At 72.4% G+C, this 24,141-nt stretch carries 21 protein-coding genes; 8 read left to right on the top strand and 13 right to left on the bottom strand.

What is annotated here, in order from left to right; translation table 11 throughout:
* The first annotated feature begins 69 nt into the window (after positions 1-69).
* Positions 70-849 carry a hypothetical protein gene (locus tag P3T37_RS26480; protein WP_280726391.1) on the top strand — a complete coding sequence of 260 codons (780 nt, stop codon included), beginning with the start codon at positions 70-72 and terminating at the stop codon, positions 847-849.
* 10 nt (positions 850-859) lie between these two features.
* On the opposite strand, the gene P3T37_RS26475 is transcribed toward P3T37_RS26480, so the two are convergent.
* Positions 860-1,297 carry a nuclear transport factor 2 family protein gene (locus tag P3T37_RS26475; protein WP_280726390.1) on the bottom strand — a complete coding sequence of 146 codons (438 nt, stop codon included), beginning with the start codon at positions 1,295-1,297 and terminating at the stop codon, positions 860-862.
* An 89-nt stretch (positions 1,298-1,386) separates the two neighbouring features.
* On the opposite strand from P3T37_RS26475, the gene P3T37_RS26470 reads away from it, so the two are divergent.
* Complete coding sequence (locus P3T37_RS26470; protein WP_280726389.1) at positions 1,387-1,965, top strand: PadR family transcriptional regulator; 579 nt, start codon at positions 1,387-1,389, stop codon at positions 1,963-1,965.
* On the opposite strand, the gene P3T37_RS26465 is transcribed toward P3T37_RS26470, so the two are convergent.
* Positions 1,946-2,362: a hypothetical protein gene (locus tag P3T37_RS26465; protein WP_280726388.1), complete on the bottom strand. Its 417-nt coding sequence runs from the start codon at positions 2,360-2,362 to the stop codon at positions 1,946-1,948. The two genes, P3T37_RS26470 and P3T37_RS26465, sit on opposite strands and share 20 nt — an antisense overlap.
* Before the next feature lie 139 nt (positions 2,363-2,501).
* Between P3T37_RS26465 and P3T37_RS26460 the strand changes: the two genes are divergently transcribed.
* A complete protein-coding gene (locus P3T37_RS26460) occupies positions 2,502-3,809 on the top strand; it encodes an SWIM zinc finger family protein (protein ID WP_280726387.1) in 1,308 nt (435 codons plus the stop codon).
* On the top strand, positions 3,806-5,440 hold the full coding sequence (locus P3T37_RS26455) for a DUF5691 domain-containing protein (RefSeq protein ID WP_280726386.1): 1,635 nt from the start codon (positions 3,806-3,808) through the stop codon (positions 5,438-5,440). Before P3T37_RS26460 ends, P3T37_RS26455 begins: the two co-directional genes overlap by 4 nt.
* 5 nt (positions 5,441-5,445) lie before the next feature.
* On the opposite strand, the gene P3T37_RS26450 is transcribed toward P3T37_RS26455, so the two are convergent.
* Complete coding sequence (locus P3T37_RS26450; RefSeq protein WP_035800938.1) at positions 5,446-5,853, bottom strand: cobalamin B12-binding domain-containing protein; 408 nt, start codon at positions 5,851-5,853, stop codon at positions 5,446-5,448.
* A gap of 117 nt (positions 5,854-5,970) precedes the next feature.
* Positions 5,971-8,562 carry a DNA helicase PcrA gene (gene pcrA / locus P3T37_RS26445; protein ID WP_280726385.1) on the bottom strand — a complete coding sequence of 864 codons (2,592 nt, stop codon included), beginning with the start codon at positions 8,560-8,562 and terminating at the stop codon, positions 5,971-5,973.
* A 190-nt stretch (positions 8,563-8,752) separates the two neighbouring features.
* Between pcrA and P3T37_RS26440 the strand changes: the two genes are divergently transcribed.
* Positions 8,753-9,178: a hypothetical protein gene (locus P3T37_RS26440; protein ID WP_280726384.1), complete on the top strand. Its 426-nt coding sequence runs from the start codon at positions 8,753-8,755 to the stop codon at positions 9,176-9,178.
* On the opposite strand, the gene P3T37_RS26435 is transcribed toward P3T37_RS26440, so the two are convergent.
* Together P3T37_RS26435 and P3T37_RS26430 are read right to left on the bottom strand one after the other, a co-directional pair.
* The gene (locus P3T37_RS26435; protein ID WP_280726383.1) at positions 9,175-10,695 is read right to left on the bottom strand and encodes a glycosyltransferase family 39 protein; all 1,521 of its coding nucleotides are present in this window, start codon (positions 10,693-10,695) and stop codon (positions 9,175-9,177) included. The two genes, P3T37_RS26440 and P3T37_RS26435, sit on opposite strands and share 4 nt — an antisense overlap.
* Positions 10,696-10,729: 34 nt before the next feature.
* Positions 10,730-11,944, bottom strand: a complete 1,215-nt coding sequence (locus tag P3T37_RS26430) for a glycosyltransferase family 39 protein (protein WP_280726382.1) — start codon at positions 11,942-11,944, stop codon at positions 10,730-10,732.
* 208 nt (positions 11,945-12,152) lie between these two features.
* Between P3T37_RS26430 and P3T37_RS26425 the strand changes: the two genes are divergently transcribed.
* Positions 12,153-13,499: an acyltransferase gene (locus P3T37_RS26425; protein ID WP_280726381.1), complete on the top strand. Its 1,347-nt coding sequence runs from the start codon at positions 12,153-12,155 to the stop codon at positions 13,497-13,499.
* Between the two features lie 61 nt (positions 13,500-13,560).
* On the opposite strand, the gene P3T37_RS26420 is transcribed toward P3T37_RS26425, so the two are convergent.
* Both P3T37_RS26420 and P3T37_RS26415 read right to left on the bottom strand, forming a co-directional pair.
* Positions 13,561-14,256, bottom strand: coding sequence for a response regulator transcription factor (locus tag P3T37_RS26420; RefSeq protein WP_280726380.1), 696 nt, complete (start codon positions 14,254-14,256; stop codon positions 13,561-13,563).
* The gene (locus P3T37_RS26415; RefSeq protein ID WP_280726487.1) at positions 14,249-15,667 is read right to left on the bottom strand and encodes an ATP-binding protein; all 1,419 of its coding nucleotides are present in this window, start codon (positions 15,665-15,667) and stop codon (positions 14,249-14,251) included. Before P3T37_RS26415 ends, P3T37_RS26420 begins: the two co-directional genes overlap by 8 nt.
* A 184-nt stretch (positions 15,668-15,851) precedes the next feature.
* Here P3T37_RS26415 and P3T37_RS26410 point away from each other — a divergent pair, with 184 nt between their 5' ends.
* Together P3T37_RS26410 and P3T37_RS26405 are read left to right on the top strand one after the other, a co-directional pair.
* Positions 15,852-17,393: a PspC domain-containing protein gene (locus tag P3T37_RS26410; RefSeq protein ID WP_280726379.1), complete on the top strand. Its 1,542-nt coding sequence runs from the start codon at positions 15,852-15,854 to the stop codon at positions 17,391-17,393.
* Positions 17,393-17,611 carry a hypothetical protein gene (locus tag P3T37_RS26405; protein WP_280726378.1) on the top strand — a complete coding sequence of 73 codons (219 nt, stop codon included), beginning with the start codon at positions 17,393-17,395 and terminating at the stop codon, positions 17,609-17,611. Before P3T37_RS26410 ends, P3T37_RS26405 begins: the two co-directional genes overlap by 1 nt.
* A gap of 7 nt (positions 17,612-17,618) precedes the next feature.
* Here P3T37_RS26405 and P3T37_RS37095 read toward each other — a convergent pair whose 3' ends face one another.
* From P3T37_RS37095 to P3T37_RS26375, 5 genes are all read right to left on the bottom strand, one after another.
* Positions 17,619-18,659 carry a Rieske 2Fe-2S domain-containing protein gene (locus tag P3T37_RS37095; protein ID WP_348533284.1) on the bottom strand — a complete coding sequence of 347 codons (1,041 nt, stop codon included), beginning with the start codon at positions 18,657-18,659 and terminating at the stop codon, positions 17,619-17,621.
* Between the two features lie 193 nt (positions 18,660-18,852).
* Positions 18,853-20,448, bottom strand: a complete 1,596-nt coding sequence (guaA, locus tag P3T37_RS26390) for a glutamine-hydrolyzing GMP synthase (RefSeq protein WP_280726377.1) — start codon at positions 20,446-20,448, stop codon at positions 18,853-18,855.
* Positions 20,449-21,213: 765 nt separating this feature from the next.
* Complete coding sequence (locus tag P3T37_RS26385; RefSeq protein WP_280726376.1) at positions 21,214-22,575, bottom strand: HAMP domain-containing sensor histidine kinase; 1,362 nt, start codon at positions 22,573-22,575, stop codon at positions 21,214-21,216.
* Positions 22,572-23,303 carry a two-component system response regulator CseB gene (cseB, locus tag P3T37_RS26380; RefSeq protein ID WP_280726375.1) on the bottom strand — a complete coding sequence of 244 codons (732 nt, stop codon included), beginning with the start codon at positions 23,301-23,303 and terminating at the stop codon, positions 22,572-22,574. Before cseB ends, P3T37_RS26385 begins: the two co-directional genes overlap by 4 nt.
* Positions 23,300-24,106 carry a hypothetical protein gene (locus tag P3T37_RS26375; RefSeq protein WP_280726374.1) on the bottom strand — a complete coding sequence of 269 codons (807 nt, stop codon included), beginning with the start codon at positions 24,104-24,106 and terminating at the stop codon, positions 23,300-23,302. The genes cseB and P3T37_RS26375 overlap by 4 nt, the downstream gene beginning before the upstream one ends.
* Between the last annotated feature and the right edge of the window lie 35 nt (positions 24,107-24,141).

Raw genomic sequence — 24,141 nt, 5'->3', positions numbered from 1 at the left:
CGTCAGATCCCTTGCACGGCCGACGGCCAGGCGTAGCATCGAGTCTGTCGGACGGTGACGGGGGGAACCGTGGAACGAGGCTCAGTGGTGCGCGCGCCTGGCCGGATCGCCGCGGCCGTGCTGGCGTTGATATGCCTGGCACTGCCCGCGAGTGCGCACCCGGCCGCTCGGACGACGGGCTCGGCTCCGCTCGTCAGCACCCCGGCACCCGCGCCCGGTCTTGACCGCACACCGTGGGGCGATCCGACCGTCATCCCCGAACAGCTGATGCGACAGATGGTCGTCGACAGCGGGGAGATCCCGGTCGGCGACGCGATCCTGGCGTACTGGCGCGGCACGTACGAGACGTTCCTCTGGCAGACCACCACCCAGGCCCTCTGTGACGCGACGTACGACGTGGCGCCCTCCACCGTCGGCTGCGCATCGAGTCCGAATCTGCCGACCGGCCCGGCGCCCGCGCTGGAGGCCGTGTTCTCCGGGTCTGCGGCGGGGGGCGACTGGCTGACCGTGTTCATCGCCGCCAACCAGGAGGTGCACAGCCTGACCTGCGACGGCGTCCGCACCGAGCTGAGCAGGGTCGGACAGATCAGCAGCCCCGACGGTCGGCCCCTCACCGTCTACACCTACGTCGTTCCGTGGCTGACGTCCGGCACCCTGCAGGCGGAGGTGGCCCGGCCGGACGGGGTGACCGTCACCGAACCGATCGACCTCGACACCGAGTTCCTGAACGTCCAGCGCTCCTACATCAGGCACTGCGACCAGGCCCTGCCGCAGCGACCGGTTCCGGACCCGGGCGCCGACGGGTCCCGGTCGGGGGCCCCCGACCGGGTGGTAACCGCGCAGGAATGACCGCACCCCCTCAGTGCTCGGCGGCCGGGACCAGGCCGGCGGCGACCAGGCCCGCCAGGACCGCCTCGCCCAGGGCGTGGACGGCCGACTGCGGGCGGACCATCACGGTGAACTCCTTGATCCGGCCCGCCTCGTCGAACTGCAGCATGTCGATGCCGTGGATCGCCTTGCCCTGCACGGTGGTGCGGAAGAGCAGGATCGCCGACGGGGCTTCGGAGCCGTCCGTGCTGGTCTCGGCGCGGCCGTCGAAGTCCCCGATGTAGTGGAAGTCCTCGAAGATGCCCAGGAGGACGCCGAGCAGGCCGACCACCATCGCCTTTCCCTCGAACGGGACGAACTTCACCGGGCTGTAGAAGCGGACGTCCTCGGTGAACAGGTCGTCCAGCGCGGCGAGGTCGCGGGTCTCCACGGCTGTGCGGAAGCGCTGGGCGGTCGTCGAATCCGTCACGACTCCTCCTTCTAGTCAAGAATCTGACTATTCTGATAATTGACTAGGATGATGCCGCTACCAACGCGAAATGGGAAGAGGCTGCCTCGATGGCCCTGCGACACGCCGTACTCGCCGCACTCCTGGACGAGGAGCGCAGCGGCTACCAGCTGGCCAAGGCGTTCGACGTCGGCGTGGCCAACTTCTGGCACGCGCTGCCGCAGCAGCTGTACGCCGAGCTGACCAAGCTGGAGCGCGAGGGCCTGGTCGCGGGCCGGGAGGTGGTCCAGGAGACCCGGCCCAACAAGCGGGTGTTCCAGGCCACCGAGGCCGGACTCGCCGAGCTGCGGGAGTTCACGGCGGCCGCCTCGAAGCCCTCGTTCATCCGCGACGACCTGCTGGTCAAGGTCCAGGGGGCCGACCACGTCGACTCCGGCCAGCTGATCGAGCAACTCGGCGAGCGGGCGACCGCCGCCGAGGCCAAGATCGAGCTGTTCAGCGCCCTGCTGCACCAGATGCGCGGCGATGAGTCCGAGGACGAGTTCCTGCTCGACGGCGAACGGATCGGCCCCTACCTCACCTGCCTGCGCGGCCTCGCCTTCGAACGGGACAACCGCGACTGGTGCCGACGCATCGCCGACGTCCTACGCGCACGCCAGGCCGCCGCCCTCAGCCACCGACCGGGCTGACGCCCGACCGCGCCCGCCACCACGGCGCAGCCACCGGCTTCGCCACCGCACCCGGCATCGCGATGGACCTGATCAACTCTCCCGCGCGCCCGCGGATTTCGATCCGGACCGGCAGCGTGCGGCCCTGCACACTGGTCCCACCAGGCCCCACCGAGTGCACCTGGCCCATGACCTCCGTCACCGCCACGACGAGCGCCGCCGCCACAGCATCCTCGGCGATCTGCCCGATGTCGTCCCCGAGCCAGTGCAGGACCAGCGCCCAGTCGCCACCTCGGGTCCCCGCGCGGGGCTGGGTGGGCTCCGCACGGAGGCCGAGCTCGGCGAGGGCCTCGATCAGCGACTCGACGTCCTGGCCGTCGAGGTGCTGGAAGTTCTCTTCGATGAGCAGCTGTGCCATGAACGTTCCCCCATGTGTTCCCTCATACTGACGGTTATTCCAGCCCACCGGGTTGCCGCTGCCGACGATCTTGACGCATTCCGTACGCACGGACACGGATTCGTGTGCGCTGTCAGTCCCCCGGCCTAGCGTTCGAGGCATGGAGGAACGCTGGAGCACCGAGCATGTCCTGTCCCTCTCCCCCGACGCCGCGTCGTCGAAGGCGGCCGGGAAGTTGTCCGGGCCCGGGCCGTGGTCGGGGGCCGGGTGCAACGAGACAGCGCTGTGGGGGGCGTGCAAGGGCAGTGGGAGTACCCCGTACCGGACGGTGGTGGAGCTTGCCACGCCCGCGTACCAGTGCAGTTGCCCGAGCCGGAAGTTCCCGTGCAAGCACGCGCTGGGGCTGCTGCTGCTGTGGAGCGGCGGCGCGCAGGCGGTGCCGGACGGGGGCGAGCCGCCCGAGTGGGCGGGTGCGTGGTTGACGGGTCGCCAGGAGCGGGCCGCGCAGAAGCAGGCGCCCAGGGTCGAGGCGGATCCGGTGGCGACGCGGCGGCGGGCCGACCGGCGGGCGTCCCGAGTTGCCGCCGGGGCACAGGAGTTGCGGCTGCGACTGGCCGACCGGGTACGGCACGGGCTGGCCGACCTGAGCACCGCGCCCAGCCCGTGGGAGGAGGTTGCGGCCCGGATGGTGGACGCCCAGGCTCCCGGGCTGGCGTCCAGAGTAAGGGAGTTGGAGGAGCAGAAGGACGAGGAGCTGCTCGCCGAGTACGCCCTGCTGCACCTGCTGGCCACCGCCTACGAACGGGTCGACGCGCTGCCTGCCGAGCTGGCCGCCACCGTCCGCGCGCGGGTCGGATTCAGCACCGACAGCGCCGAGTTGCTGGCCGGTCCGACCGTACGGGACCGCTGGCTGGTGCTCGGCGTACGCGACAGCGCCGACGAGCGGCTGACCACCCGCCGGCTCTGGCTGCGCGGGGCCAAGACCGGCCGCCCGGCGCTGCTGCTGGCCTTCGGCCGACCCGGCCAGGCGCCCGATCTCGCGCTGCCCACCGGGCAGTTGCTGGAGGCCGAGCTGGCCTTCCACCCGGGCGCCCGACCGCTGCGCGCCGTACTCGGGACCAGGCACACCGCCCCCGCGCCGGCGGACGCCGGCGAGGCCGTGCCGCCCGGGGTGTCCCCGGCGCAGGCGCTGGCCGGGTACGGCGAGGCGGTCGCGGACGATCCGTGGGTGGAGTCCTGGCCGACCGTGCTGACCGCGGTGATCCCGGTGCCCGGCCAAGGACGCTGGCAACTGACCGACGGGAGTGAGGCGTTGACCATCAAAACCGCACCCGGCCCGGGGCTCTGGAAGCTCGCGGCGGTGTCGGCGGGCCGTCCGGTGACGGTCTTCGGCGAGTGCGGACACCGGGGGTTCACCCCGGTCACGGTGTGGGACGAGAACGGTCGCGCGACGGGAGTGAGCCAGTGACGGACATCCGAGGCGACCTGTGGGAGGAGCTGCGGACCACCGCGCTGCTCGGCACCGACCGCCGCCCGCTGCCGACCGCCGCCGGCACCCCGGCTCTGGCGGCGGCGGCCGGCGCGGTGGACCGGACGGATCCGGCGGCGGCCCTGCTGGAGCTGGCCGCGCTGGTCACCGTGCGGCGCCGGGCGGGGCTGCTGCCGGCCAGGGCCGCGCAGCCCGCCCAGGCAGCGGCCGACCCGGACGAGCGCCCGGCGCTGCCGGCCGCGGCGGCCCGCCGCCTCGCGGTGCTGCTCTCCGGACGGGCCGCGGGCGCAGCAAGCTCCAGTGCAGCGAGCGGCGCGCTCGCCAACCTGGCCGAGCTGCTGCCGCAGTGGCTGTCCACCGCACGGGAGTCGGGGTACCGACTGCCGCCCGCCCTGGTCCCGTCCCTGCTGGACGCTGCGCGGGCGCGCAGCGAGCTGCGCGGCGACGCCGTGGCGCTGGCCGGCCCGCTCGGCCGCTGGCTGGCGGAGCAGAACCCGGACTGGAGCTACGTACGGCGGACGGTGACGGAGAACCAGAGCGCCGGCGAGGAACGGACCTGGCACGAGGGCCTGTTCGCCGAGCGCGTCACCCACCTGACCCGGCTGCGCCGCAGCGACCCGGCCGCCGGTCTGGAGCTGTTGCGCGGCACCTGGTCCACCGAGCGCGCCGAGGACCGGCTGCTCTTCCTGGACGCCCTTCAGGAGGGCCTCTCGCAGGCCGACGAACCGTTCCTGGAGGCCGCACTCGGCGACCGCAGCAAGAACGTCCGGACCACGGCCGCCGAGCTGCTCTCCACCCTGCCCGGCTCGGCGCTGGGCGCGCGGATGGCCGAGCGGGCCCGGTCGGCCGTGCGGCTGGTGGACGGCCGGCTGCGGGTCAGCCCGCCTACCGCCTGCGACGCAGCGATGCAGCGCGACGGCATCGCACCCAAGTCGCCGACCGGCCGCGGCGAGCGGGCCTGGTGGCTCGGCGAGTTGGTGGCCGCCACCCCGCTGGACTGCTGGACGACGGGGTTCGGCCTGACCCACGCCGAGCTGCTCGCCCTGCCGGTCACCACAGAGGAGAGCGGGGAGAACGAGGAGAGCGACGACGGCTGGCGCGACGACCTGCGGGAGGCCTGGGCCCGGGCCGCCGTACGGCAGCAGGACGCCGCCTGGGCGCGCGCACTGCTCGGCCCGGCCCCGCGCCGGACCGGGTCGGCACGGACGAACCGGACGCAGACCGCGGGCTCGCCCGCCAAGCTGCTCGCCGTCCTGCCGCCGGCCGAACGGGCCGCCTGGACGGCCGCGTTCCTGCAGACGCACGGCCTGGGCGACGCCTTCCAGCTGCTCGGCGCCTGCGCCACACCGTGGACGCCGCCGCTGAGCACCGCGGTGGTCGCGGCCCTGGAGCGGGCGGCCACCTCCGGGGCGTACCCGTGGAGCCACAGCGGGGTGCTGGGCATGACGGAGCGCTCGCTCTCGCCCGCGACGGCACCGGCCGTCGAGGCGCTGGCCGCCGACGCCACGCCGGACAGCGCGTGGGCCGAGACCTTCGGCCGGCTCGCGGGCACACTGCGCTTCCGCGCCGCGATGCTCGCCGAGCTGGCCGAAGGACCGAAGCCGACGTAGAGCGATCAGCCCGCCGCGCGCAGGTTGGCCTCGACCCAGGCCACCACGTCCCGGGTCGGGGTGCCGGGCGTGAAGATGTCCGCGACCCCCATCGCCTTCAGCTCGATGATGTCCTCGTCCGGCACGATGCCGCCGCAGAACACCTTGATGTCCGCCGCGTCGCGCTCCTTGAGCAGCGCGATCACCCGGGCGCAGAGCGTCATGTGCGCGCCGGAGAGGATCGACAGGCCGATGCCGTCGGCGTCCTCCTGGATGGCGGTGTCCACGATCTGCTCGGGCGTCTGGTGCAGCCCGGTGTAGATCACCTCCATACCGGCGTCCCGCAGGGCGCGCGCGATCACCTTGGCGCCCCGGTCGTGACCGTCGAGCCCCGGCTTGGCGACCACGACCCGGATCGGGCCTGACACACCCATCACTGCCTCCACGTTAACCACCGATAACAAGCCTGAGGGGAGGTTAGCGTCACTGGAGCCCCGGGACGGTGCCACCCCTCAAGAGGAGGGGAAAATCACAACCCCGGGGGGCTCCAGCTACAACTTCTCGACCGGCGCGTACCGCAGCAGCAGCACCTTGCGGCCCGAGCTGCCGAAGTCGATCGTCGCCTTGGCCTTGTCGCCGACGCCTTCCGTCCCGGCCACCGTGCCGAGCCCGAAGGTGTCGTGGCTGACCCGGTCGCCGACGGCGAGTGCGACCACCTCGCGCTCGGTGACCTTGCGCGCCGACTTGCCCCAACCCGCCTTCGGCGAAGCCGAAGCCGAAGCCGAGGACAAGGGCGACGAGAACGACGACGACCCCCGCGAGGAGCCGGAGCCCACCCCGCGCGAGCCCGGCATCGCGGCCGCGCCGGTGCGCTTCCACTGCACCAGCTCGCCCGGGATCTCGTCCAGGAAGCGCGAGGCCGGGTTGTACGAGGGCTGGCCCCAGGCGCTGCGCAGCACCGAGCGGGTCAGGTAGAGCCGCTCGCGCGCCCGAGTCAGGCCGACGTACGCGAGTCGGCGCTCCTCCTCCAGCTCCTTGACCTGGCTGAGCGCCCGCATGTGCGGGAAGATCCCGTCCTCCATGCCGGTCAGGAAGACCACCGGGAACTCCAGGCCCTTGGCGGTGTGCAGGGTCATCATCGTGATGACGCCCGACCCGTCCTCGTCGTCCGGGATCTGGTCGGAGTCGGCCACCAGCGCGACCCGCTCCAGGAAGTCGGCCAGCGAGCCGATCGGCGGAGTGCCCTCGCCCTCGCCGTCCGGGCGCTCGCCCGGGTCCTGCTCGTACTCCAGGGCCACCGAGGCGAGTTCCTGGAGGTTCTCCACCCGGGTCTCGTCCTGCGGGTCGGTGGAGGACTGGAGTTCGGCCAGGTACCCGGTCTCCTCCAGGACGGCCTCCAGGACGGCGGCCGGCCCGGCGCCGGACTCCACGATCTGGCGCAGCCCGGCGAGCAGTTCGTTGAACTTGCGCACCGCGTTGGCCGAGCGCGCGGCCATCCCGTACGCCTCGTCCACGCGCAGCAGCGCCTGGGCGAAGCTGATCCGCTCACGGGCCGACAGCGCGTCGATCATCGCCTCGGCGCGGTCGCCGATCCCGCGCTTGGGCACGTTGAGGATCCGGCGCAGCGGCACGGTGTCCTCGGGGTTGGAGAGCACCCGCAGGTAGGCCAGGACGTCCCGGACCTCCTTGCGCTCGTAGAAGCGCACCCCGCCGACCACCTTGTACGGCAGGCCGACCCGGATGAACACCTCCTCGAAGACCCGGGACTGGGCGTTCGTCCGGTAGAAGATCGCCACATCGCCGGGGCGGGCGTCGCCGGCGTCGGTGAGCCGGTCGATCTCCTCGGCGATGAACTGCGCCTCGCCGTGCTCGTCGTCCGCGACGTAGCCGATGACCTTCTCGCCGTGCTCGCCGGCCGTCCAGAGCTTCTTCTCGCGGCGGCTGGTATTGCGCTCGATGACGGCGTTGGCGGCGCTGAGGATGGTCTGCGTGGAGCGGTAGTTCTGCTCCAGCAGGATCGTCACGGCGTCGGGGTAGTCCTCCTCGAACTGGAGGATGTTGCGGATCGTCGCGCCGCGGAAGGCGTAGATCGACTGGTCCGCGTCACCCACCACGCACAGCTCGGCGGGCGGCACGGACGCCAGGCCGGCCGCGGCCGGGTTGACGAAGTCGCCGTCCACCGTGCGCTTGGGCGCGGATCCGGCCGCGCCGCCGCTCAGCTCGCGCACCAGGGTGTACTGGGCGTGGTTGGTGTCCTGGTACTCGTCGACCAGGATGTGCCGGAACCGCCGCCGGTAGTGCTCGGCCGCGTCGGGGAAGGCCTGCAGCAGGTTGACGGTGGTCATGATGATGTCGTCGAAGTCGAGCGCGTTGGCCTCCCGCAGGCGGCGCTGGTAGAGCGCGTACGCCTCGGCGAGCTTGCGCTCCATCGGGTTCGCGGCCTGCGCCGCGTAGGTCTCCTCGTCGATCAGCTCGTTCTTGAGGTTGGAGACCTTGGCCGTGAACGACTTCGGCGGGAACTGCTTGGGGTCCAGGTCCAGATCCCGGCAGACCAGCGACATCAGCCGCTGCGAGTCCGCCGAGTCGTAGATCGAGAAGCTGGAGGTGAACCCGAGCCGCTTGCTCTCCCGGCGCAGGATCCGCACGCAGGCGCTGTGGAACGTCGACACCCACATGGCCCGGGCGCGCGGCCCGACCAGCTGCTCGACGCGCTCGCGCATCTCGCCGGCCGCCTTGTTGGTGAAGGTGATCGCCAGGATCTCGCCGGGCTGCACTCCGCGTGCGCCGAGCAGGTAGGCGATCCGGTGCGTCAGCACCCGGGTCTTGCCCGACCCGGCGCCGGCCACGATGAGCAGCGGGGAGCCCGCGTGCAGCACCGCCTCGCGCTGCGGGTCGTTCATCCCCTCCAGCAGCTGGGCGGGGTCGACCACCGTCCGGTGGGCGCCGTTGCGGTGGTAGGCGTCGCGGGCGGCAGCCGCGGCGTAGTCGGTCTGGAAGAGATCGTGCGGGATCTCCTCCTCGTAGCCGCCCTCGTGGCCGTAGTGGTCCTCCGGTGGAGGCTCCTCGGCGTGGTCCGCGGGCGTCGCGAAGGAGGGCTTCAGCTCGAAGCCGGGGAGCGGGAGGTCGTCAAAGAGGCTACTCATGGCCCTCCGAGTCTATGACCCGGCACTGACAGCACAGGCCGGATCGGAACTCTCGCCGCAACGGTCACAGCACGCCATGGGTTCGTACCGAAACCGACATCGGGACATCCGGAACGGTCGCTTCCGAATTCTTCCGGCCAGAGCCGTAACTCCCGCCCGCCCGGCACGTCGCCGGGCTAGCGTCCCTGTCATGGCCTCGCACCGCAAGCACCGCAAACCCCGCTCCCGGCCTGCGCTGTTCTCGCCGCGGGTCACCCGGGCCGCCCGCACGGCGGCCGGTGTCGCCGGCGTCACGATGGCCGGCGCGGTCTCGCTCACCCACCTCACGGCGGTGGGCCGCCCCGAGCCGGCTCCCGAGCCCGGGCCGGTGGTCAGCAGCGCCGCCGCGCCGTCCGCCCCCACCCGGGCCGACCTGCTCGACCAGGAGGCGGACCGGACGGGACCACCCGTCACGCCCGCGGCGACACCCGCGGCACCCCGCCAGAGCTACGCCCCGCTGCTCCTGGACCCCGCGCAGGACCCGCAGGCCGTCCTGCAGGGGGCCGGACGGCTCGACCAGGCCGCCGCCCTCGAAGAGGACCTCCGCGCCCGCTTCGGCCCGCTACCAGCGACCTAACGCTCCATCAGCGTCACGGTCGCGCCCGGCACCGCCGTCACGGTCTGTTTCGGGTAGGCCGCCTTGAGCGCCGCCAGCTCGGCCGGCGAGAAGGTGCCGAACTGCTGGCCCGGCGTCCCCTGAGCCACCACCCACACCCGCGGGGTGTCCCCGAGGCACGCGGCGGGGTCGGTGCACATCAGCGGGTAGAGGTCGTCCACCTCGGGCGCACTCTTCGCGACGAAGACGTCCTTGAGCTTGTCGTTCTGCGGCAGGTAGAAGTCCATCGCGGTGGGCACCCCTTGCAGGATGGCGCCGCCGCGTGCCGGCGCGATGCCGTCCCCGGGCCGGTAGCCCTGGGCGATCACCGCCGCCGCGGCCTTGCCGTCCCAGTTCACGAAGGCGTACGGCTCACGCTCGGCCTTCTGCTCGTGGTAGCCGAGCAGCACCACCGCGGCCAGGCCGACCGGCAGCAGCACCCTGGGCCGCAGCGCGGCCAGCCCGGCGCCGGCCAGCACCGCCCAGATCGGCACGGTGAAGAGCAGGTAGCGGTCCAGGAAGTACGAGGTCGAGCCCATCGAGATGATCCCGATGGCGGGGATCGGCAGCACCGCGACCAGGCCCAGCTCGGCCGCCCCGCGCCGTCCCTTCGCCCAGGCCAGCGGCAGCACGGCCATCGCGAGGATGCAGAGCGCGACACCGGTCGAGCCGAACATGCCCGGCCACAGACTGTTCCCGACGTCCGTGATCTTGGGCTTGGGAATCCAGTTGAGCTGCCGGTCCACCTGCCGCTGGCCGGTGATCACCAGCGGTGCCAGCGCCGCCAGCGCCACCAGGACGGCCAGCGGGAACCCGATCAGCAGCCGCCGCTCGCGCCGGGTCCACCAGCGCCAGGCGACGATCAGCGCGTGGCTGCCGAGGAAGACCAGCGCGATCATGTGGAACAGACCGGTCAGCACCACCGCGACGCTGTAGAACACCCAGCGCAGCACGCCCGGCCGCTCCAGCGCCCGCAGCAGCAGGAAGGTCGCCGCCGCGGCGGCGAGCACCACGAACGCGTACCCGCGCGCCTCCTGCCCGTAGCGCGAGACCGACGGCGTCAGCGCGAAGAGCACCCCGGCGGTGATCGCGGCGCGGTTGCCGAAGACCTTGCGGCCGATCAGCGCGACGAAGGCCGCGGCGCCGGCCATGGCCAGCGCCGAGGGCAGCCGGAACATCGTCAGGCTGTGCCCGAAGGCGGACGTCCAGTAGTGCAGAAGGAAGTAGTACAACCCGACGACCGCGTCGACGTGGTGCAGCATGCCCCAGATCTGCGCGGGACTGCGGTTGACCGCCTCCCAGGTGGCCAACTCGTCCGGCCAGAGCAGCGGACGGCCGCCGCCGTACACGGCGAGGCCGAGCGTCAGCAACGCGGGCCAGAGCCAGACCAGCCGAGCCACCACGGCGAGCAGCGCGCCCACCGACCCGCGCGCGGGCCCAGCGGAGTGGGCGCCGGGCGCCTCGGTCGGGACAGCGCTGCTTCTCGCACTGACGCTCATGGCGACGGACCCTCTCGGCTTTCTCGTCAGATGGTCACGGCGAGTTCGTGTAGACGAAGACCACATACCCGCCGTACGCGGCGGAGCAGAGCGCGGCGGTCACCAGGACCGTTGGCACCAACCCCCGAGTGCGCGCCCGCGCCAGATTGCCCGCCAGTGGAAACAGCAGAGCGAACGCCGGAATCAGGAATCGCGCACGAGAGTTGAAGTATGCCGCATCTCCCAGCGCCAGAAGAAGGATCATGCCGCTGTAGACGAGCAGGGTCAGCGGCTGGCGCTGGAGCACCGAGATGACGAAGAGCAGCACCGAGACGGTGATCGTCGCGGCGACCACCACGTCCGTCATCCACACCGCGCCGGGGACGGTGAGCATCACCCGAAAGGAGTGCAGCGTGGAGTGACCGAAGTCGAACTTCGACTGCCAGGCCTCCTGGATCTTGAAGTAGGCGTTCGGGCTGCCCTTCTGCCAGCCGACCCAGGCGATGAAGCCGACGAAGCCGAGCGGCGCGATCGCCGCCCCGAGCAGCGGGCGCCACCAGGCCAGCCGCTCCTCCTCCGGCAGCACCCCGCGGCGGTCCTGCCACCACTGGACGGCCAGCGCGGCGACCCCGCCGATCCCGATCGCGGCGGCCACCGCGACACCGGTCGGACGGGTCAGCCCGGCCAGCGAGGCCAGCACGCCGGCCCACACCCAGCGCCGCGTCAGCGCGGCGTACATCGCCCAGACGGCCAGCGCGCTGAACGCCAGCTCGGAGTAGGCCATGCTCTCGACCACCGCGTACGGCGTGACGCCCCACAGCACCGCGGCGATCACGCCCGTGCGGCGGTTGTAGAGCCGCTCGCCCACCGCGAAGACGCCCCAGGCGGCCGCCAGAGCCGATATCCAGGCGACCAGCAGCGCGGCGTAGTTCACCGCCAGCGGGCCCACCCACCAGACCACCCGGATCAGCATCGGGTAGACCGGGAAGAACGCGTACGGCTGGTAGAGGCCGAACGGACCGGGCCGCGGCGCGGTGCCCGCGTAGCCGTGCTGGGCGATGTTCTGGTACCAGGAGGCGTCCCACAGCGTGCTCAGCCGGTTCAGGCTGCTCATCCCGTGCTGGCCCTCCCAGAGCATCAGGACGGCGAGGCCGATGGCCCGGACGGCGACGTAGCCGAGCAGCGCGGGGGCGGCGTAGCGGGCCGAGGTGCTCAGCCGGGAGAGGAGGCGCCGGCCGCCGCTGGAGTCGTGCTCAGGAGAAGAGCCCACCGTGGACGCACCGGCGGGCTCTCTGTTCTTCAGGAGGGGTGCCACTACCGTCGGCCTTCCAATGATCGGGGTCGGACTGGTCCGAAACGGCTCGGCGCCTGGGCAACGCCAGCGGCCCATGCTAGCCAGAACTCACCCGGTTGCCCGTACGGGCATGCATACCGAGTATTTACCCAAAAGCAGCCGTGCATAGGTTAGCCTCCAGCGTGTGACCGTGATTGAACAGCAGCCGGCCGAACAGTCCGTCGGCGCCTCCCAGACAGCCCGCGCCGCCCGGCCCGCAGTCCGGCTCGGCTGGCTCGACGCCCTGCGCGGGATTGCGGCCCTGCTGGTCGCTGTCCACCACTTCGGGCTGCTGGCCATGTTCCCGCCGGCCGGCCCGTGGATCGAGAAGCACTTCGACCTCGGCATCTACGCCGTGATGCTCTTCTTCCTGGTCAGCGGCTACATCGTGCCGGCCTCGCTGGAGCGCCGCGGTGACGTCCGGGGCTTCTGGGTCGGCCGGGTCTTCCGGATCTACCCGCTGCTCCTGATCGTCATCACGCTCTCGCTGCTGATCCTGCCGAAGGACTTCTCCGCGGTGCCGGGCGTGGTCACCAGCCACCCGCTGCGGTCCTACCTCGCCAACCTGACACTGCTGCACGAGATGCTGAACATCCCCAGCGCGCTGGGTGCGATGTGGACGCTCTGCTACGAGATGGTCTTCTACTTCTTCGTGAGTGCGCTCTTCGTGAAGGGCTGGCACCGGCAGAGCGCCGGGATCTCGGTCTTCTTCGCAGGCGCGGCCCTGCTGCTCGGCGCCTTCGTCACCCCGGCGATGATCACCACCAACACCGCCACCACCCAGCACCTGATCATGGCGACCGTCGTGGTGATGGCCACCGGCCTGCTCTGCGTGTTCACCGGCCGCCCGGAGCTGGTCCGGATCGGCGCCATGGTGCTCGGCGGACTCGGTGCGGTGCTGCTCTTCCTCAACGCCCGGTCGACGTTCTTCGAGAGCATGATGATCCTGGCCACGATGTTCGCGGGCACCGCGATCTTCCGGGCCGAGAAGAAGCAGATCGACCCGATGGTCGCCGTGATCACCTGCGGCTTCGTGCTGACCTCGGGCTTCCTGGTCGGCTACCTGTACAACCACGGGGACGCCCTCAACCGCACCTGGACCAGCGAGTGGATCGGCTTCTCCGCTCCCTACCTCGGCGCCTGGCTGACCTTCGGCTTCGGCATGCTGCTGCGCAACCGCCGCTGGCCGCGCCCGCTCACCTGGCTCGGCGCGATCAGCTACTCGGTCTACGTGGTGCACATCCCGGTGCTGTGGAGCGTCTTCTGGCTGGAGAAGTACGTCCACTTCGCCAAGCACGGCGCCGCGAAGTTCGTCCCCGCGCTGATCTTCCTGGCCGGCGTGCTGGTCTTCAGCCAGCTCACCTACAAGCTGATCGAGATGCCCGGCCAGAACCTCGGCAAGAAGGTCGCCAAGATGCTGGACCGCCGCCTGCCGCAGACCGGGCCCAAGTTCGCCGGCGAGCAGGCCGAGGCCGCGGTCAAGGCCCCATAGCCGTCTGCAAATGCCTGAGGCCGGCCCGGATGACACCGGGCCGGCCTCAGGCATTTCAGGCTCAGACCAGGCGGCGGGCCGTCGCCCAGCGGGTCAGCTCGTGCCGGTTGCTCAGCTGGAGCTTGCGCAGCACCGCCGAAACGTGGCTCTCGACCGTCTTCACCGAGATGAAGAGCTGCTTGGCGATCTCCTTGTAGGCGTAGCCCCGGGCGATCAGGCGCAGCACCTCGCGCTCGCGCTGGGTGAGGCGGTCGAGATCCTCGTCCACCGGCGGGGTGTCGGTGGCGGCGAACGCGTCCAGCACGAAACCCGCCAGCCGGGGCGAGAAGACCGCGTCGCCGTCGCCGATCCGGAAGATCGCGTCGACCAGATCGGTGCCGGTGATGGTCTTGGTGACGTAGCCGCGCGCCCCGCCGCGGATCACGCCGATCACGTCCTCGGCCGCGTCGGAGACCGAGAGCGCGAGGAACTTCACGCCGCCGGGCTCGCCCATCACGGCAACCGAGCGGCGCAGCACCTCCACCCCGCCGCCGCCGGGCAGGTGGACGTCGAGCAGCACCACGTCCGGGCGGGTCTCGGCGACCACCCGGACCGCCGACTCGACGTCGTCGGCCTCCCCCACCACGTCGATGCCGGTGACCTCGGTCCGGCCGATCTCGGCCCGGACCCCGGTACGGAACATCCGGTGGTCGTCCACCAGCACGACCCGCGCCACGCGTCCGGCCGCGGCCCCCTCGGTCGACACAGGATCAGTCATCCGCTCTCTCCATCTCCAGCTCGACCTCGGTGCCGCCGTCGGGCGCCGGGCGCACGCGTGCGATGCCCCCGTTGCGCTTCATCCGGCCGATGATCGACTCCCGTACGCCCATCCGGTCCTCCGGCACGGTGTCCGGGTCGAAGCCGGGCCCGTGATCGCGTACGAACACCGACACCGTCCTCCCCTCCACCTCGGCGTAGACCTGCACCGGTCCCCCGCCACCGTACTTGGCCGCGTTGACCATGGCCTCCCTCGCGGCCTGGATCTGGGCGGAGATCCGCTCGTCCATCGGGCAGTCGCCGACACAGACCAGCTCGACCGGGACCCCGTGCCGGTCCTCGACCTCGGCGACCACCTCGCGGATCCGCTCGGCCAGGGTGTCGGGCGCGGCCTCCGCGGCGGCCTCGGGACGGTAGAGCCAGAGGCGCAGCTCGCGCTCCTGGGCCCGGGCCAGGCGCAGCACCTCCTTGGAGTCCTCGGCGTTGCGCTGGATCAGGGTCAGCGTGTGCAGCACCGAGTCGTGCACGTGCGCGGCGATCTCGGCCCGCTCCTGGGCGCGGATCCGGGCGGTCCGCTCGGCGCCCAGGTCCTGCCACATCCGCAGCGCGTACGGGCCGGTCAGCACCAGCACCCCGGCCAGCACCGCGAGCGAGGCCTCCACCACCGAGGCGAGCGTGGACCCGGCGCCCTGAAGCACCAGGAAGCCGATGATGCCGACCGTCACCAGCAGCACACCGGCGCCGACCCGGACGAAGGCACTGCTGCGCTTGCTGCCGGCGTCCAGGCCGAACCAGCGCTGCCAGCGCGAGTCGTCGGCCTGCCGCCAGACCAGCGCCACCCCGACGCCGATCGCCAGCAGCGGCCAGGCGTACGGCTGCGAGGACTGGATGTGCAGCGCGTTCAGCAGCGCCATGACGCCGATCACCAGCATCAGCAGCGCGGCCAGCTGGCCGAGGTTCTGCCGGCTGGCGGCGCCCGAGGAGGGCGCGGTGCCGTCCGTGGCGGGGGCCGGGGCGGGCTCGCCCTGGAAGGTGCGCTGGAGCAGGTCGCGCAGCCGTCCGAGCCGGCCGCGGCGGCCCTTGAGCAGCGGCTCGGGGCTCACGCCGGAGGCGCCCGCCGGGACGAACGCGCCGTTCAGCCAGACATAGGTGACGCCCAGTCCGCTGCCGCGGGCCGGCTCGCCGATGCCGATCGGCACCACGAACCAGAACGCCGCGTACAGCAGCCCGCCTATCCCGTTGGCGAAGAACAGCAGCACGAAGGCGATCCGCACCCAGGCCAGCGGCAGCCCGAGATGGACCGCGAGGCCGTGCGCCACACCGCCGAGCATCCGCCCCTGCGGGGTGCGGTAGAGCTTGCGGTAGGGCGGCCTGCCGGGCTGCGGGGTCGGCTCGCCGCCCGGCGCCGACACACCGTCGGAGACCGGGGGCACTGCGTTCGGATCGGTACCGGGGACTGCCACGCCACCGATGGTCACACGCGCGCGCCCGTCGGCGCATCAGGGTAGGGCCCTGATCGCTTCTCAGGGACAGATCAGGGTCGGGACAGGGCCCCCACGGCTCCCGCCCGGCGGCGGCAGCCAGCAGGATGGAGCCATGACGGACGAGCAGACCGCGGCGGAGGACCAGCAGGCCGCACAGGACGGACCGGGCGACCCCGCCCAGCCGGAGGCCGACGACGGCCGCCCCCCGCTGACCCGCAGCGAGCAGCACCGCGTGCTGGCCGGGGTCTGCGGCGGGCTCGGCCGCCACCTGGACATCGACCCGGTGATCTTCCGGGTGGTCGTCGCGGTGCTCTGCCTCACCGGCGGGCTCGGGCTCTTCCTCTACGGCCTGGCCTGGCTGATCATCCCGATCGAGTCCCCCCAGGAGAAGCACAGCCGGACCGAGCTCCAGCGGGTGCTGACCGGGCGGGTGGACGGGCAGTCGATCGGCGCCGTGCTGCTGACCGTGATCGGCACCGGGGTCTTCTTCTCCTGGATGGGCAGCGGCGACTCCGCGTTCCCGCTGCTGCTGCTCGGCGCGATGATCTTCCTCGCGGTGCGCTACGACCCCGAGCGCCGCCGCCGGGCCTACGGGCAGGGCCGGCCGGAGCGCCCGGGCGGACCGTACGACCGCCCGACCGCGCCGCCCGTCGGCGAAGCCGGACCGCCGTCCGCGCTGGCCGACTGGAAGACCTGGCGACAGGACTTCCACACCGAGTGGACGGCCCGCCGCGGGGAGATCAAGGACGAGATCAGGGAGCGGATCAACCTCGTCAAGGAGGACATCGCGCAGGCCACCGCCCAGCAGGCCCGCAGTGACGGCGCCGCCGCGTCGGACACCCCGCCGCCCGGGCCCAGCGGCTACCTGTGGGACCCCCGGCACCCCGAGCGCAACCCGTACCAGGGCCCGTACCCGCCGCCGGGGCCGGCCGCCGCGCAGCCCTGGTGGCAGCGGTCCGACCTGCCGAGCGGCGACCCGCTGCGCAAGTCCGACGCCCCCCGGCCCGCGCCGCCCGTACCACCGGTGGTCCACGTCCACCACCGGCCGCGCTCCTTCCTGGCCCCGCTCGGCCTGGTGCTCTCGGTGGGCGCCGCCGCCCTGGTCTGGTCCGGCGGCTTCGGCCGGCACAGCACCACGGTGCTGCTCTCCACCGTGCTGGCCGTCGCGCTGGTCGGTCTGGGCCTGACCGTCCTGCTGGGCGCCAAGTTCGGCCGGGCCCGGGTGCTGGCGATTCCGGCGCTGCTGCTGACCATGCTGCTGGCCGCCCTCGGCAACTCTGGAACCTCGGTCAACTCGGCTTTCGGCGACCGCAGTTGGACACCCGCCAGCGCGGCCGACCTGCACCACGACTACTCCCTGGGAGCCGGCGACCTGGCGCTGGACCTGCGGTCGGTGGACCCGGCCGGCGGCTCGGTGAGCACCACGGCCAAACTCGCCGTCGGCGACGTGCACGTGACCCTGCCGCCCGACGTGGACGTCATGCTGACCGTGCGCAGCATGGTCGGCAACATGAGCCTGCCGGACCGCACGTTCGACGGCGGGCTCGGCACCGACCGGACCGTTCTGCTGAGCCCGTTGCAGGGACAGCACTCCAAGGGGACGATCATCCTCGACATCGAGGTCGGCCTCGGCGACGTACAGGTGGAGCAGTGATGAAGCGGCATCGGATCGACCTCTTCTCGCTCGTCGCGGGGCTGCTCTTCACCGCGATCGGCGCGCTCTACCTGGCGGCCTCACTGAACGGCTTCCACGTGAACGGGCGGATCGTCCTGCCGGTCACCTTCATCGTGCTCGGCGGCGCGGGGCTGGCGGGCGCGGTGGCCGCGATGTCCCGCCGCGGCCGCGAACCCGAACCGCCGGACCACAGTTAGGACACGGCTAGGACTGGACCGCGCCCAGGTCGAGGCGGTCGCCGTCCTTGGTGACGGTGTACTTCGGCAGCGGCTTGACCGCCGGTCCGTTCAGCACCGCGCCGGTGCCGGCGTCGAAGCGCGAGCCGTGGCAGGGGCAGGAGAGCTGACCGTTCTTCGGCGGGTCCACGGTGCACCCGGCGTGGGTGCAGATCGAGGAGAGGCCGCAGTACTGCCCGGCGGTCGGCTGGACGATGTAGACGGCGTCGCCGCTGGACGGGTCCTTGACGGTGGCCGAGCCGCCCACCGGGACGTCCGCGACGGCCACCGAGACCTTGGCACCGCCCTGCGCGGGGGACGGGGTGCCGGCCGGCTTGGGCTTGCGGCGGACGAAGGTGGCGGTCAGCGACCCGGCCAGCAGCCCGCCGCCACCGAGCGCGACGGCGGCGATGCCGCTGTCCAGCACGGTCCGCCGGCGCACCGCCTCCTCGGTCAGCCCGCGTTCCCGGTCGCGCTCGGCCCGCCGGGCCAGGTAGCCGTCCACCGACAGGTAGGGGGTGCCGGCCAGCAGCAGCGCCGTCCAGGCCAGCAGGTAGGGCAGGTCGTTGCCGAGGTAGTAGGGCGAGACGTTCCAGCTGATGGTGAGGAAGAGCGTCAGGCTGAGCAGGGCCCCGCCGAGCGCGGCCACCCGGCCGATCAGCCCGAAGAGCGTGCCGAGCCCGACCGCGAGCTCGCCGAAGGCGATCAGCAGCCCGAAGACGGTCGGCGCGTGCAGGGCCGGCTCCAGCGCCCAGCCGATCGGGCTGCCGCCCTTGGCCGCCACGGTCTGCGCGTAGAAGGAGAGCGGGTCGCTCTTGCCCGCCAGGTAGTGGCTGTCGGCGAGCTTGTCCAGGCCCGCGTAGACGAAGGTGACGCCCAGGAAGAGGCGCAGTGGCAGCAGGGCGTAGCGCCCGGCGAGTGCCCTGCGCTGCGCCGAGCGGGCGGCGCGACCGGTCGGCCCCGGACCCGCGGCGGATGGCGCCGAGGCGGAGCCTCCGGCCTCGACCGGGTCCTTGGTCCCCTCCATCATGTCGCCACCTTCCCGTACGGCCCGTCAGCTCCGACGGGACTGGTCCGCATTCTGCCCGTTCCGAGACGGTTTCGGCGGCATCCTGATCACCGCACGGCAGATCCTCACCCGGATTCCGCCGCGAACGGCCGCACCGCCACCCACGGATACGCGGATGGCGGTGCGGTCGTTCAATCGGTGGGGAGGCGAGTGACTACTCCCACTCGATGGTGCCCGGGGGCTTGCTGGTGACGTCGAGCACGACGCGGTTGACGTCCGGGACCTCGTTGGTGATCCGGGTCGAGATCTTCGCCAGCACCTCGTACGGCACGCGCGACCAGTCGGCGGTCATCGCGTCCTCGGAGGAGACCGGGCGCAGCACGATCGGGTGGCCGTAGGTGCGGCCGTCACCCTGCACGCCCACCGAGCGGACGTCGGCGAGCAGCACCACGGGGCACTGCCAGATGTCGCGGTCCAGGCCCGCCGCGGACAGCTCGGCGCGGGCGATCGCGTCGGCCTCGCGGAGCAGGTCCAGGCGCTCCTTCGTCACGTCGCCGACGATCCGGATGCCCAGGCCGGGGCCCGGGAACGGCTGGCGCCAGACGATCTCGCCGGGCAGGCCGAGCTCCAGGCCGACCATCCGGACCTCGTCCTTGAAGAGCCGGCGCAGCGGCTCGACGAGCTTGAACTGCATGTCGTCGGGGAGCCCGCCGACGTTGTGGTGCGACTTGATGTTGGCGGTGCCGGCGCCGCCGCCGGACTCCACCACGTCCGGGTACAGGGTGCCCTGGACCAGGAACTCCACCGGCTCGCCGGTCGCGCCGGCCTCCTCGACCACCTCGCGGGCGGCCTGCTCGAAGACCCGGATGAACTCCCGGCCGATGATCTTGCGCTTCTCCTCGGGGTCGCTGACCCCGGCCAGCGCGTCCAGGAAGCGCTGCTGGGCGTCGACCACCTTGAGCTTGACGCCGGTGGCGGCCACGAAGTCCTTCTCGACCTGCTCGGCCTCGCCCTTGCGCAGCAGCCCGTGGTCGACGAAGACACAGGTCAGCTGGTCGCCGACGGCCTTCTGGACGAGAGCAGCCGCGACCGCGGAGTCCACGCCGCCGGACAGCCCGCAGATCACGCGCTTGTTGCCGATCTGGGCGCGGACCGCCTCGATCGACTCCTCGGCGACGTTGGCGGCGGTCCAGGACGGTGCCAGGCCCGCGCCGCGGTACAGGAAGTGCTCCAGCACCTGCTGGCCGTGGGTGCTGTGCATCACCTCGGGGTGGTACTGGACGCCGTAGAGCCTGCGCTCGTCGTCCTCGAAGGCGGCGACCGGCACGCCCTCGGTGCTCGCGGTGACCGTGAAGCCCGCCGGAGCGGCGGAGCAGGCGTCGCCGTGCGACATCCACACCGACTGGTCGACCGGGGTGCCCTCGAAGAGGGAGGAGCCGGGCTGCGTCACGGTCATCGGCGTGCGGCCGTACTCGCGGCTGCCGTTGTTGTCGACGGTGCCGCCGAGCGCCACGGCCATCAGCTGGAAGCCGTAGCACATGCCGAAGACCGGGATGCCGGACTCGAAGATCTCCCGCTCGATCGAGGGCGCGCCCTCGGCGTAGACGGAGGACGGACCTCCGGAGAGGATGATCGCCTTCGGGTTCTTGGCGAGGATCTCCGCCACCGGCATGGTGTGCGGGACGACCTCGCTGTAGACCCGTGCCTCACGCACCCGGCGGGCGATGAGCTGGGCGTACTGGGCGCCGAAGTCGACCACCAGGACGGTGTCGACCGGCGGTACGGACTGGTCGGGGGTAGCAGAGGACACGGACGGCCTTCCGGCAGCGAGTCCAGGGGTGCCGCGCGCAGCGCGACCCTGGAAGGGTGGTGGCGGGTGACGGGTGGGGGTGTCATCTGGAAGTCTACCGGGGGTACGTACTGCCCGGTTTCACCCGCTTGCCGCGCGCCCCGGCCGTGTCCGGCGGCGGCGCGGGCTCGTTGCACCCAGCGACCGTACGAACGCGCCGCAGCAGCCAGCCGCGCCGCACCGGCCCGGCGCCTGGGCTCTCGACGCGTACGGCTCGGCAGGACCACATGTGGAGGTTTTCCAGTCCACTCGCGCGCGTGGCGCTCCGCCGCTCCCGGTCAGCCCGGGGGCTCGGCGCGCCGTGGGACCGTGCGCGGGTGCGGTGGACCGGCGGCAGGGGACAGCCGCCGGCCCACGACTGCGCCAGGAGGTGCGGCGGGGGTTCCGGGGACGCCCGGGACCGTCGTCGCACCGCCCGGGCGCTACTGAACGTGACACTCCGTGTCGACCCGGGGAGTCACCCCGCAAGGTGCTGACAAGCTGTCAGGAGCGGGCCCGCGGAAAATGGACTGTGCCGAACTCGGCCGAATCGGTTGCAGATCACGTGCTCTGTCAAGGACGATGCTGTCAGGGGGGTTCACCGGGGGCTTCGGCAGACCGGCGGGCCATCCGGCTCGTTGCCGCCGTCCACCGACGTTGGCAACGATTATCACCTCACGCTCAGTGAGCAGCCGGTGAACAGACCCGGGTCGCCGCGCCCATCAGGCGCGCCCCGCTGCGCCCCCATCAGAGCCAACGGAATAGACGGCGCTCTTCCCCCGGCGCCGTCGCCCCAGCACCGGCGCAGCCCTGACGCCGTGTGCTGAGCGACAAAGGGCCCCGTTCCCCCGCGGGGCCCTTTGCCTTGCCGCCGTCGGCGTCCGGGAGCAGCAGCTCGGCCACCGCGCCGCCCTCCGGGTGGTTGCTCAGCCGCAGCACGATCCCGATCGCCTCGGCGTGGCCCTGCGCGATGGTCAGGCCCAGGCCGTGCCCGTGGCCGCGCTCGCGGGCCCCGGTGCGGAAACGCTGCGGGCCGTCCCGCAGGACGTCCTCGGGGTAGCCGGGCCCGTGGTCGCGGATGGTCACGGTGGTGGCGTCGACCCGGATCAGCACCGGCCCGGCGCCGTGCCGGTGGGCATTGGCGACGAGGTTGGAGAGGATCCGGTCGAGCCTGCGGACGTCGGTGCTGACCCGCGCGTCCCGCTCGACCACCAGCTCAGCGCCGACGCCCGCTCCCGCTCCCGCTCCCGCTCCCGACACGATCCGCGCGACCACCGCGCCGAGCGGCACGACCGACAGCTCCGCCGACTCGGCCCGCGCGTCCAGCCGGGAGACCTCCAGCAGGTCCTCGGTCAGGCTGCACAGCACCCGAACCCGGTTGCGCACCAGCTCGGTGGGCCGGCCGGGCGGGAGCAGCTCGGCGGCGGTCAGCAGCCCGGTCAGCGGGGTGCGCAACTCGTGCGCCACGTCGGCGGTGAAGCGCTGCTCGTGCCGCAGCTTGCTGCGCAGCACGGCCGACATCGAGTCGACGGCGGCTGCCAGCTCCGCCACCTCGTCGCGCGCGCCGCCCAGTGGTCCGATCCGGGCGTCCAGGTCGCCCTGCGCGATGGTCCGCGCGGTGCGGGCCGCGGTACGCAGCCGCTTGCTGATCCGGTCGGCGGCCAGCACGCCCGCGAGCACCGTGACGGCGACCGCGAGCGCGGCGGAGAGCAGGATCGAGCGGTCGAAGTCGGCGATCGCCCGCTCGTCGTCGGCGAAGTCCACCCGGACCGAGAACACCTGGCTACCGGTCCCGCCCCCGGCCCCGGCCGCCGCCCACATGGCGATGCCGTGCGGGCCCGGGCCGAGCATCGAGCCCTGGTGTCCCTCCTCGGCCAGCCGGTGCAGCCGCGGGGGCAGCTGCGCGTCGTCGACCTCGGAGTTCCAGCCAGGCAGCTCGCCGTTCTTGTTGTAGCTGGCGATCACGGCGGCCAGCGCCGTCATCGCCGACTTGCGGGCCTGCTCGGTGTGCTGACGGACCGAGGCCTGATGGACCAGCAGGCCGACCGCGAGTGCGAGCAGGATGGAGACCACCGCGACGGTGGTGGCGATCTGGCGGCGCAGGTTCACCGCAGCTGCCGCAGCTTGTAGCCGAAACCGCGCACGGTCTCGATCCGGTCCGCGCCGATCTTGGCCCGCAGTCGCTGCACATGGACGTCGACCACCCGGGTGTCCGCGCCCCAGGAGTAGTCCCAGACCCGTTCGAGCAGGGTCTGGCGCTCCAGCAGGATGCCGGGCGCGGCCGTGAACTCCAGCAGCAGCCGCAGCTCGGTCGGCGTCAGCGGCACCTGCCGGCCCGCGACCCGGACCTCCATCGCGTCGGTGTCGACCTCCAGGCCGTCGATCTCCCGGACGCTGCGCGGCACGGCGTCGGTAGCGGGGGTCCGCGCGACGGGGGCCGCCGGCTGCGCGGGCAGCCCGGTGCGCCGCAGCACCGTGCGGATCCGCGCCACCAGGACGGCGATCTCGAAGGGCTTGACGATGTAGTCGTCGGCGCCGGCCTCCAGGCCGGAGATCACGTCGATCGGCTCGGTGCGCGCCGACATCATCAGGATCGGCAGCTGGCTCTCCTCGCGGATCCGCCGGCACAGCCCGACCCCGTCGAGCAGCGGCAGCATCACGTCGAGCAGCAGCAGGTCCGGCGGCTGCTCGCGGAACCGCTCCAGCGCCTCCAGGCCGTCGCAGGCGGTGTCGACCGGGAAGCCGTAGCGCTCCAGCGCTATCTGGGTGGCCTCCCGGATCACCTCGTCGTCCTCCACCAGCAGGATCCGCGGGGTGCCGGGCACGGGGGCGCTCATCGGGTCCTCATCGGGTCAGGCGTCGGAACGGCCGACGCGACCGGCGCGACCGGCGCGACCGGCGCGACCGGCCCACTGCTCTTCTGCGGCAGCACCCGGCCCGGTGGGAGGAACCCCACGGACGGCTCCGGGGTGGCCGAGGGCGCCGTCCGGTTGGGCGTGCAGAGCGGGGCGTCGGCGGCCGGACCGGTCGCCACGACCTGCTGGCCCTGGAACGCCAGGCGCACCGAGTTCCAGGCGTAGGTGCTGATGATCTCGGTCGCCTGGCTGGTCTGCTGATGGACCACCAGGTCGGTACCGACGGTGTCCGCGGTGAAGCCGGGCAGCACCGCGAGGTCCAGGATCTGCAGCACCTGGCGGTCGTGCAGCGTGTAGACGCGCAGATAGGCCTGCTGGTCGCCGGGCAGCACCGCGGTGATCAGCTCGGTGCGGCCGTCCCCGGTCAGATCGCGGTACTGCGCGGGCCGGACGCAGCTCGCGCAGTCGGCCAGCGCGCTGCGCTCCTCCGGGCGCAGCGAAGGGTCCTGCTTCAGCACGGTGGGGACCGGCAGGTCCTCGATCCGGTCGCTCGCCGCGGTGATCCCGGGCAGCGGCACGGGCGGCGGCTGGCTCTTCGCCGTCGCGGACGGCGAGGAGGAGGACGGCGCCTCGGCCGGCCAGAGCAGCGACGGGGACGGCCGGGCGGTGATCGCGGGGGTCAGCCCGGAGTCGTGCAGCCCTCCGGCGTCGGCGCAGCCCGTGGCGGCTGCGGCCAGCAGGGCGGACACGGCGATCAGGGCGGCACGGCTGGGCCAGGTCCTCACGCGGATGAGCGCCTTTCAGGTCGGGGCAGGGATCA

Source organism: Kitasatospora sp. MAA4 (genome assembly GCF_029893355.1).
Lineage (GTDB): Bacteria > Actinomycetota > Actinomycetes > Streptomycetales > Streptomycetaceae > Kitasatospora.
The sequence above is the reverse complement of the archived record's forward strand: the minus strand, read 5'-3'. Positions and strand labels throughout refer to the sequence as shown.

Coding starts and splice junctions, on each gene's coding strand:
- P3T37_RS26470 (WP_280726389.1), top strand. CDS start 1,387: ATGGCCCTGCGACACGCCGTACTCGCCGCACTCCTGGACGAGGAGCGC.
- P3T37_RS26465 (WP_280726388.1), bottom strand. CDS start 2,362: ATGGCACAGCTGCTCATCGAAGAGAACTTCCAGCACCTCGACGGCCAG.
- P3T37_RS26460 (WP_280726387.1), top strand. CDS start 2,502: ATGGAGGAACGCTGGAGCACCGAGCATGTCCTGTCCCTCTCCCCCGAC.
- P3T37_RS26450 (WP_035800938.1), bottom strand. CDS start 5,853: ATGGGTGTGTCAGGCCCGATCCGGGTCGTGGTCGCCAAGCCGGGGCTC.
- pcrA (WP_280726385.1), bottom strand. CDS start 8,562: ATGAGTAGCCTCTTTGACGACCTCCCGCTCCCCGGCTTCGAGCTGAAG.
- P3T37_RS26440 (WP_280726384.1), top strand. CDS start 8,753: ATGGCCTCGCACCGCAAGCACCGCAAACCCCGCTCCCGGCCTGCGCTG.
- P3T37_RS26435 (WP_280726383.1), bottom strand. CDS start 10,695: ATGAGCGTCAGTGCGAGAAGCAGCGCTGTCCCGACCGAGGCGCCCGGC.
- P3T37_RS26420 (WP_280726380.1), bottom strand. CDS start 14,256: ATGACTGATCCTGTGTCGACCGAGGGGGCCGCGGCCGGACGCGTGGCG.
- P3T37_RS26410 (WP_280726379.1), top strand. CDS start 15,852: ATGACGGACGAGCAGACCGCGGCGGAGGACCAGCAGGCCGCACAGGAC.
- P3T37_RS26405 (WP_280726378.1), top strand. CDS start 17,393: ATGAAGCGGCATCGGATCGACCTCTTCTCGCTCGTCGCGGGGCTGCTC.
- P3T37_RS37095 (WP_348533284.1), bottom strand. CDS start 18,659: ATGATGGAGGGGACCAAGGACCCGGTCGAGGCCGGAGGCTCCGCCTCG.
- cseB (WP_280726375.1), bottom strand. CDS start 23,303: ATGAGCGCCCCCGTGCCCGGCACCCCGCGGATCCTGCTGGTGGAGGAC.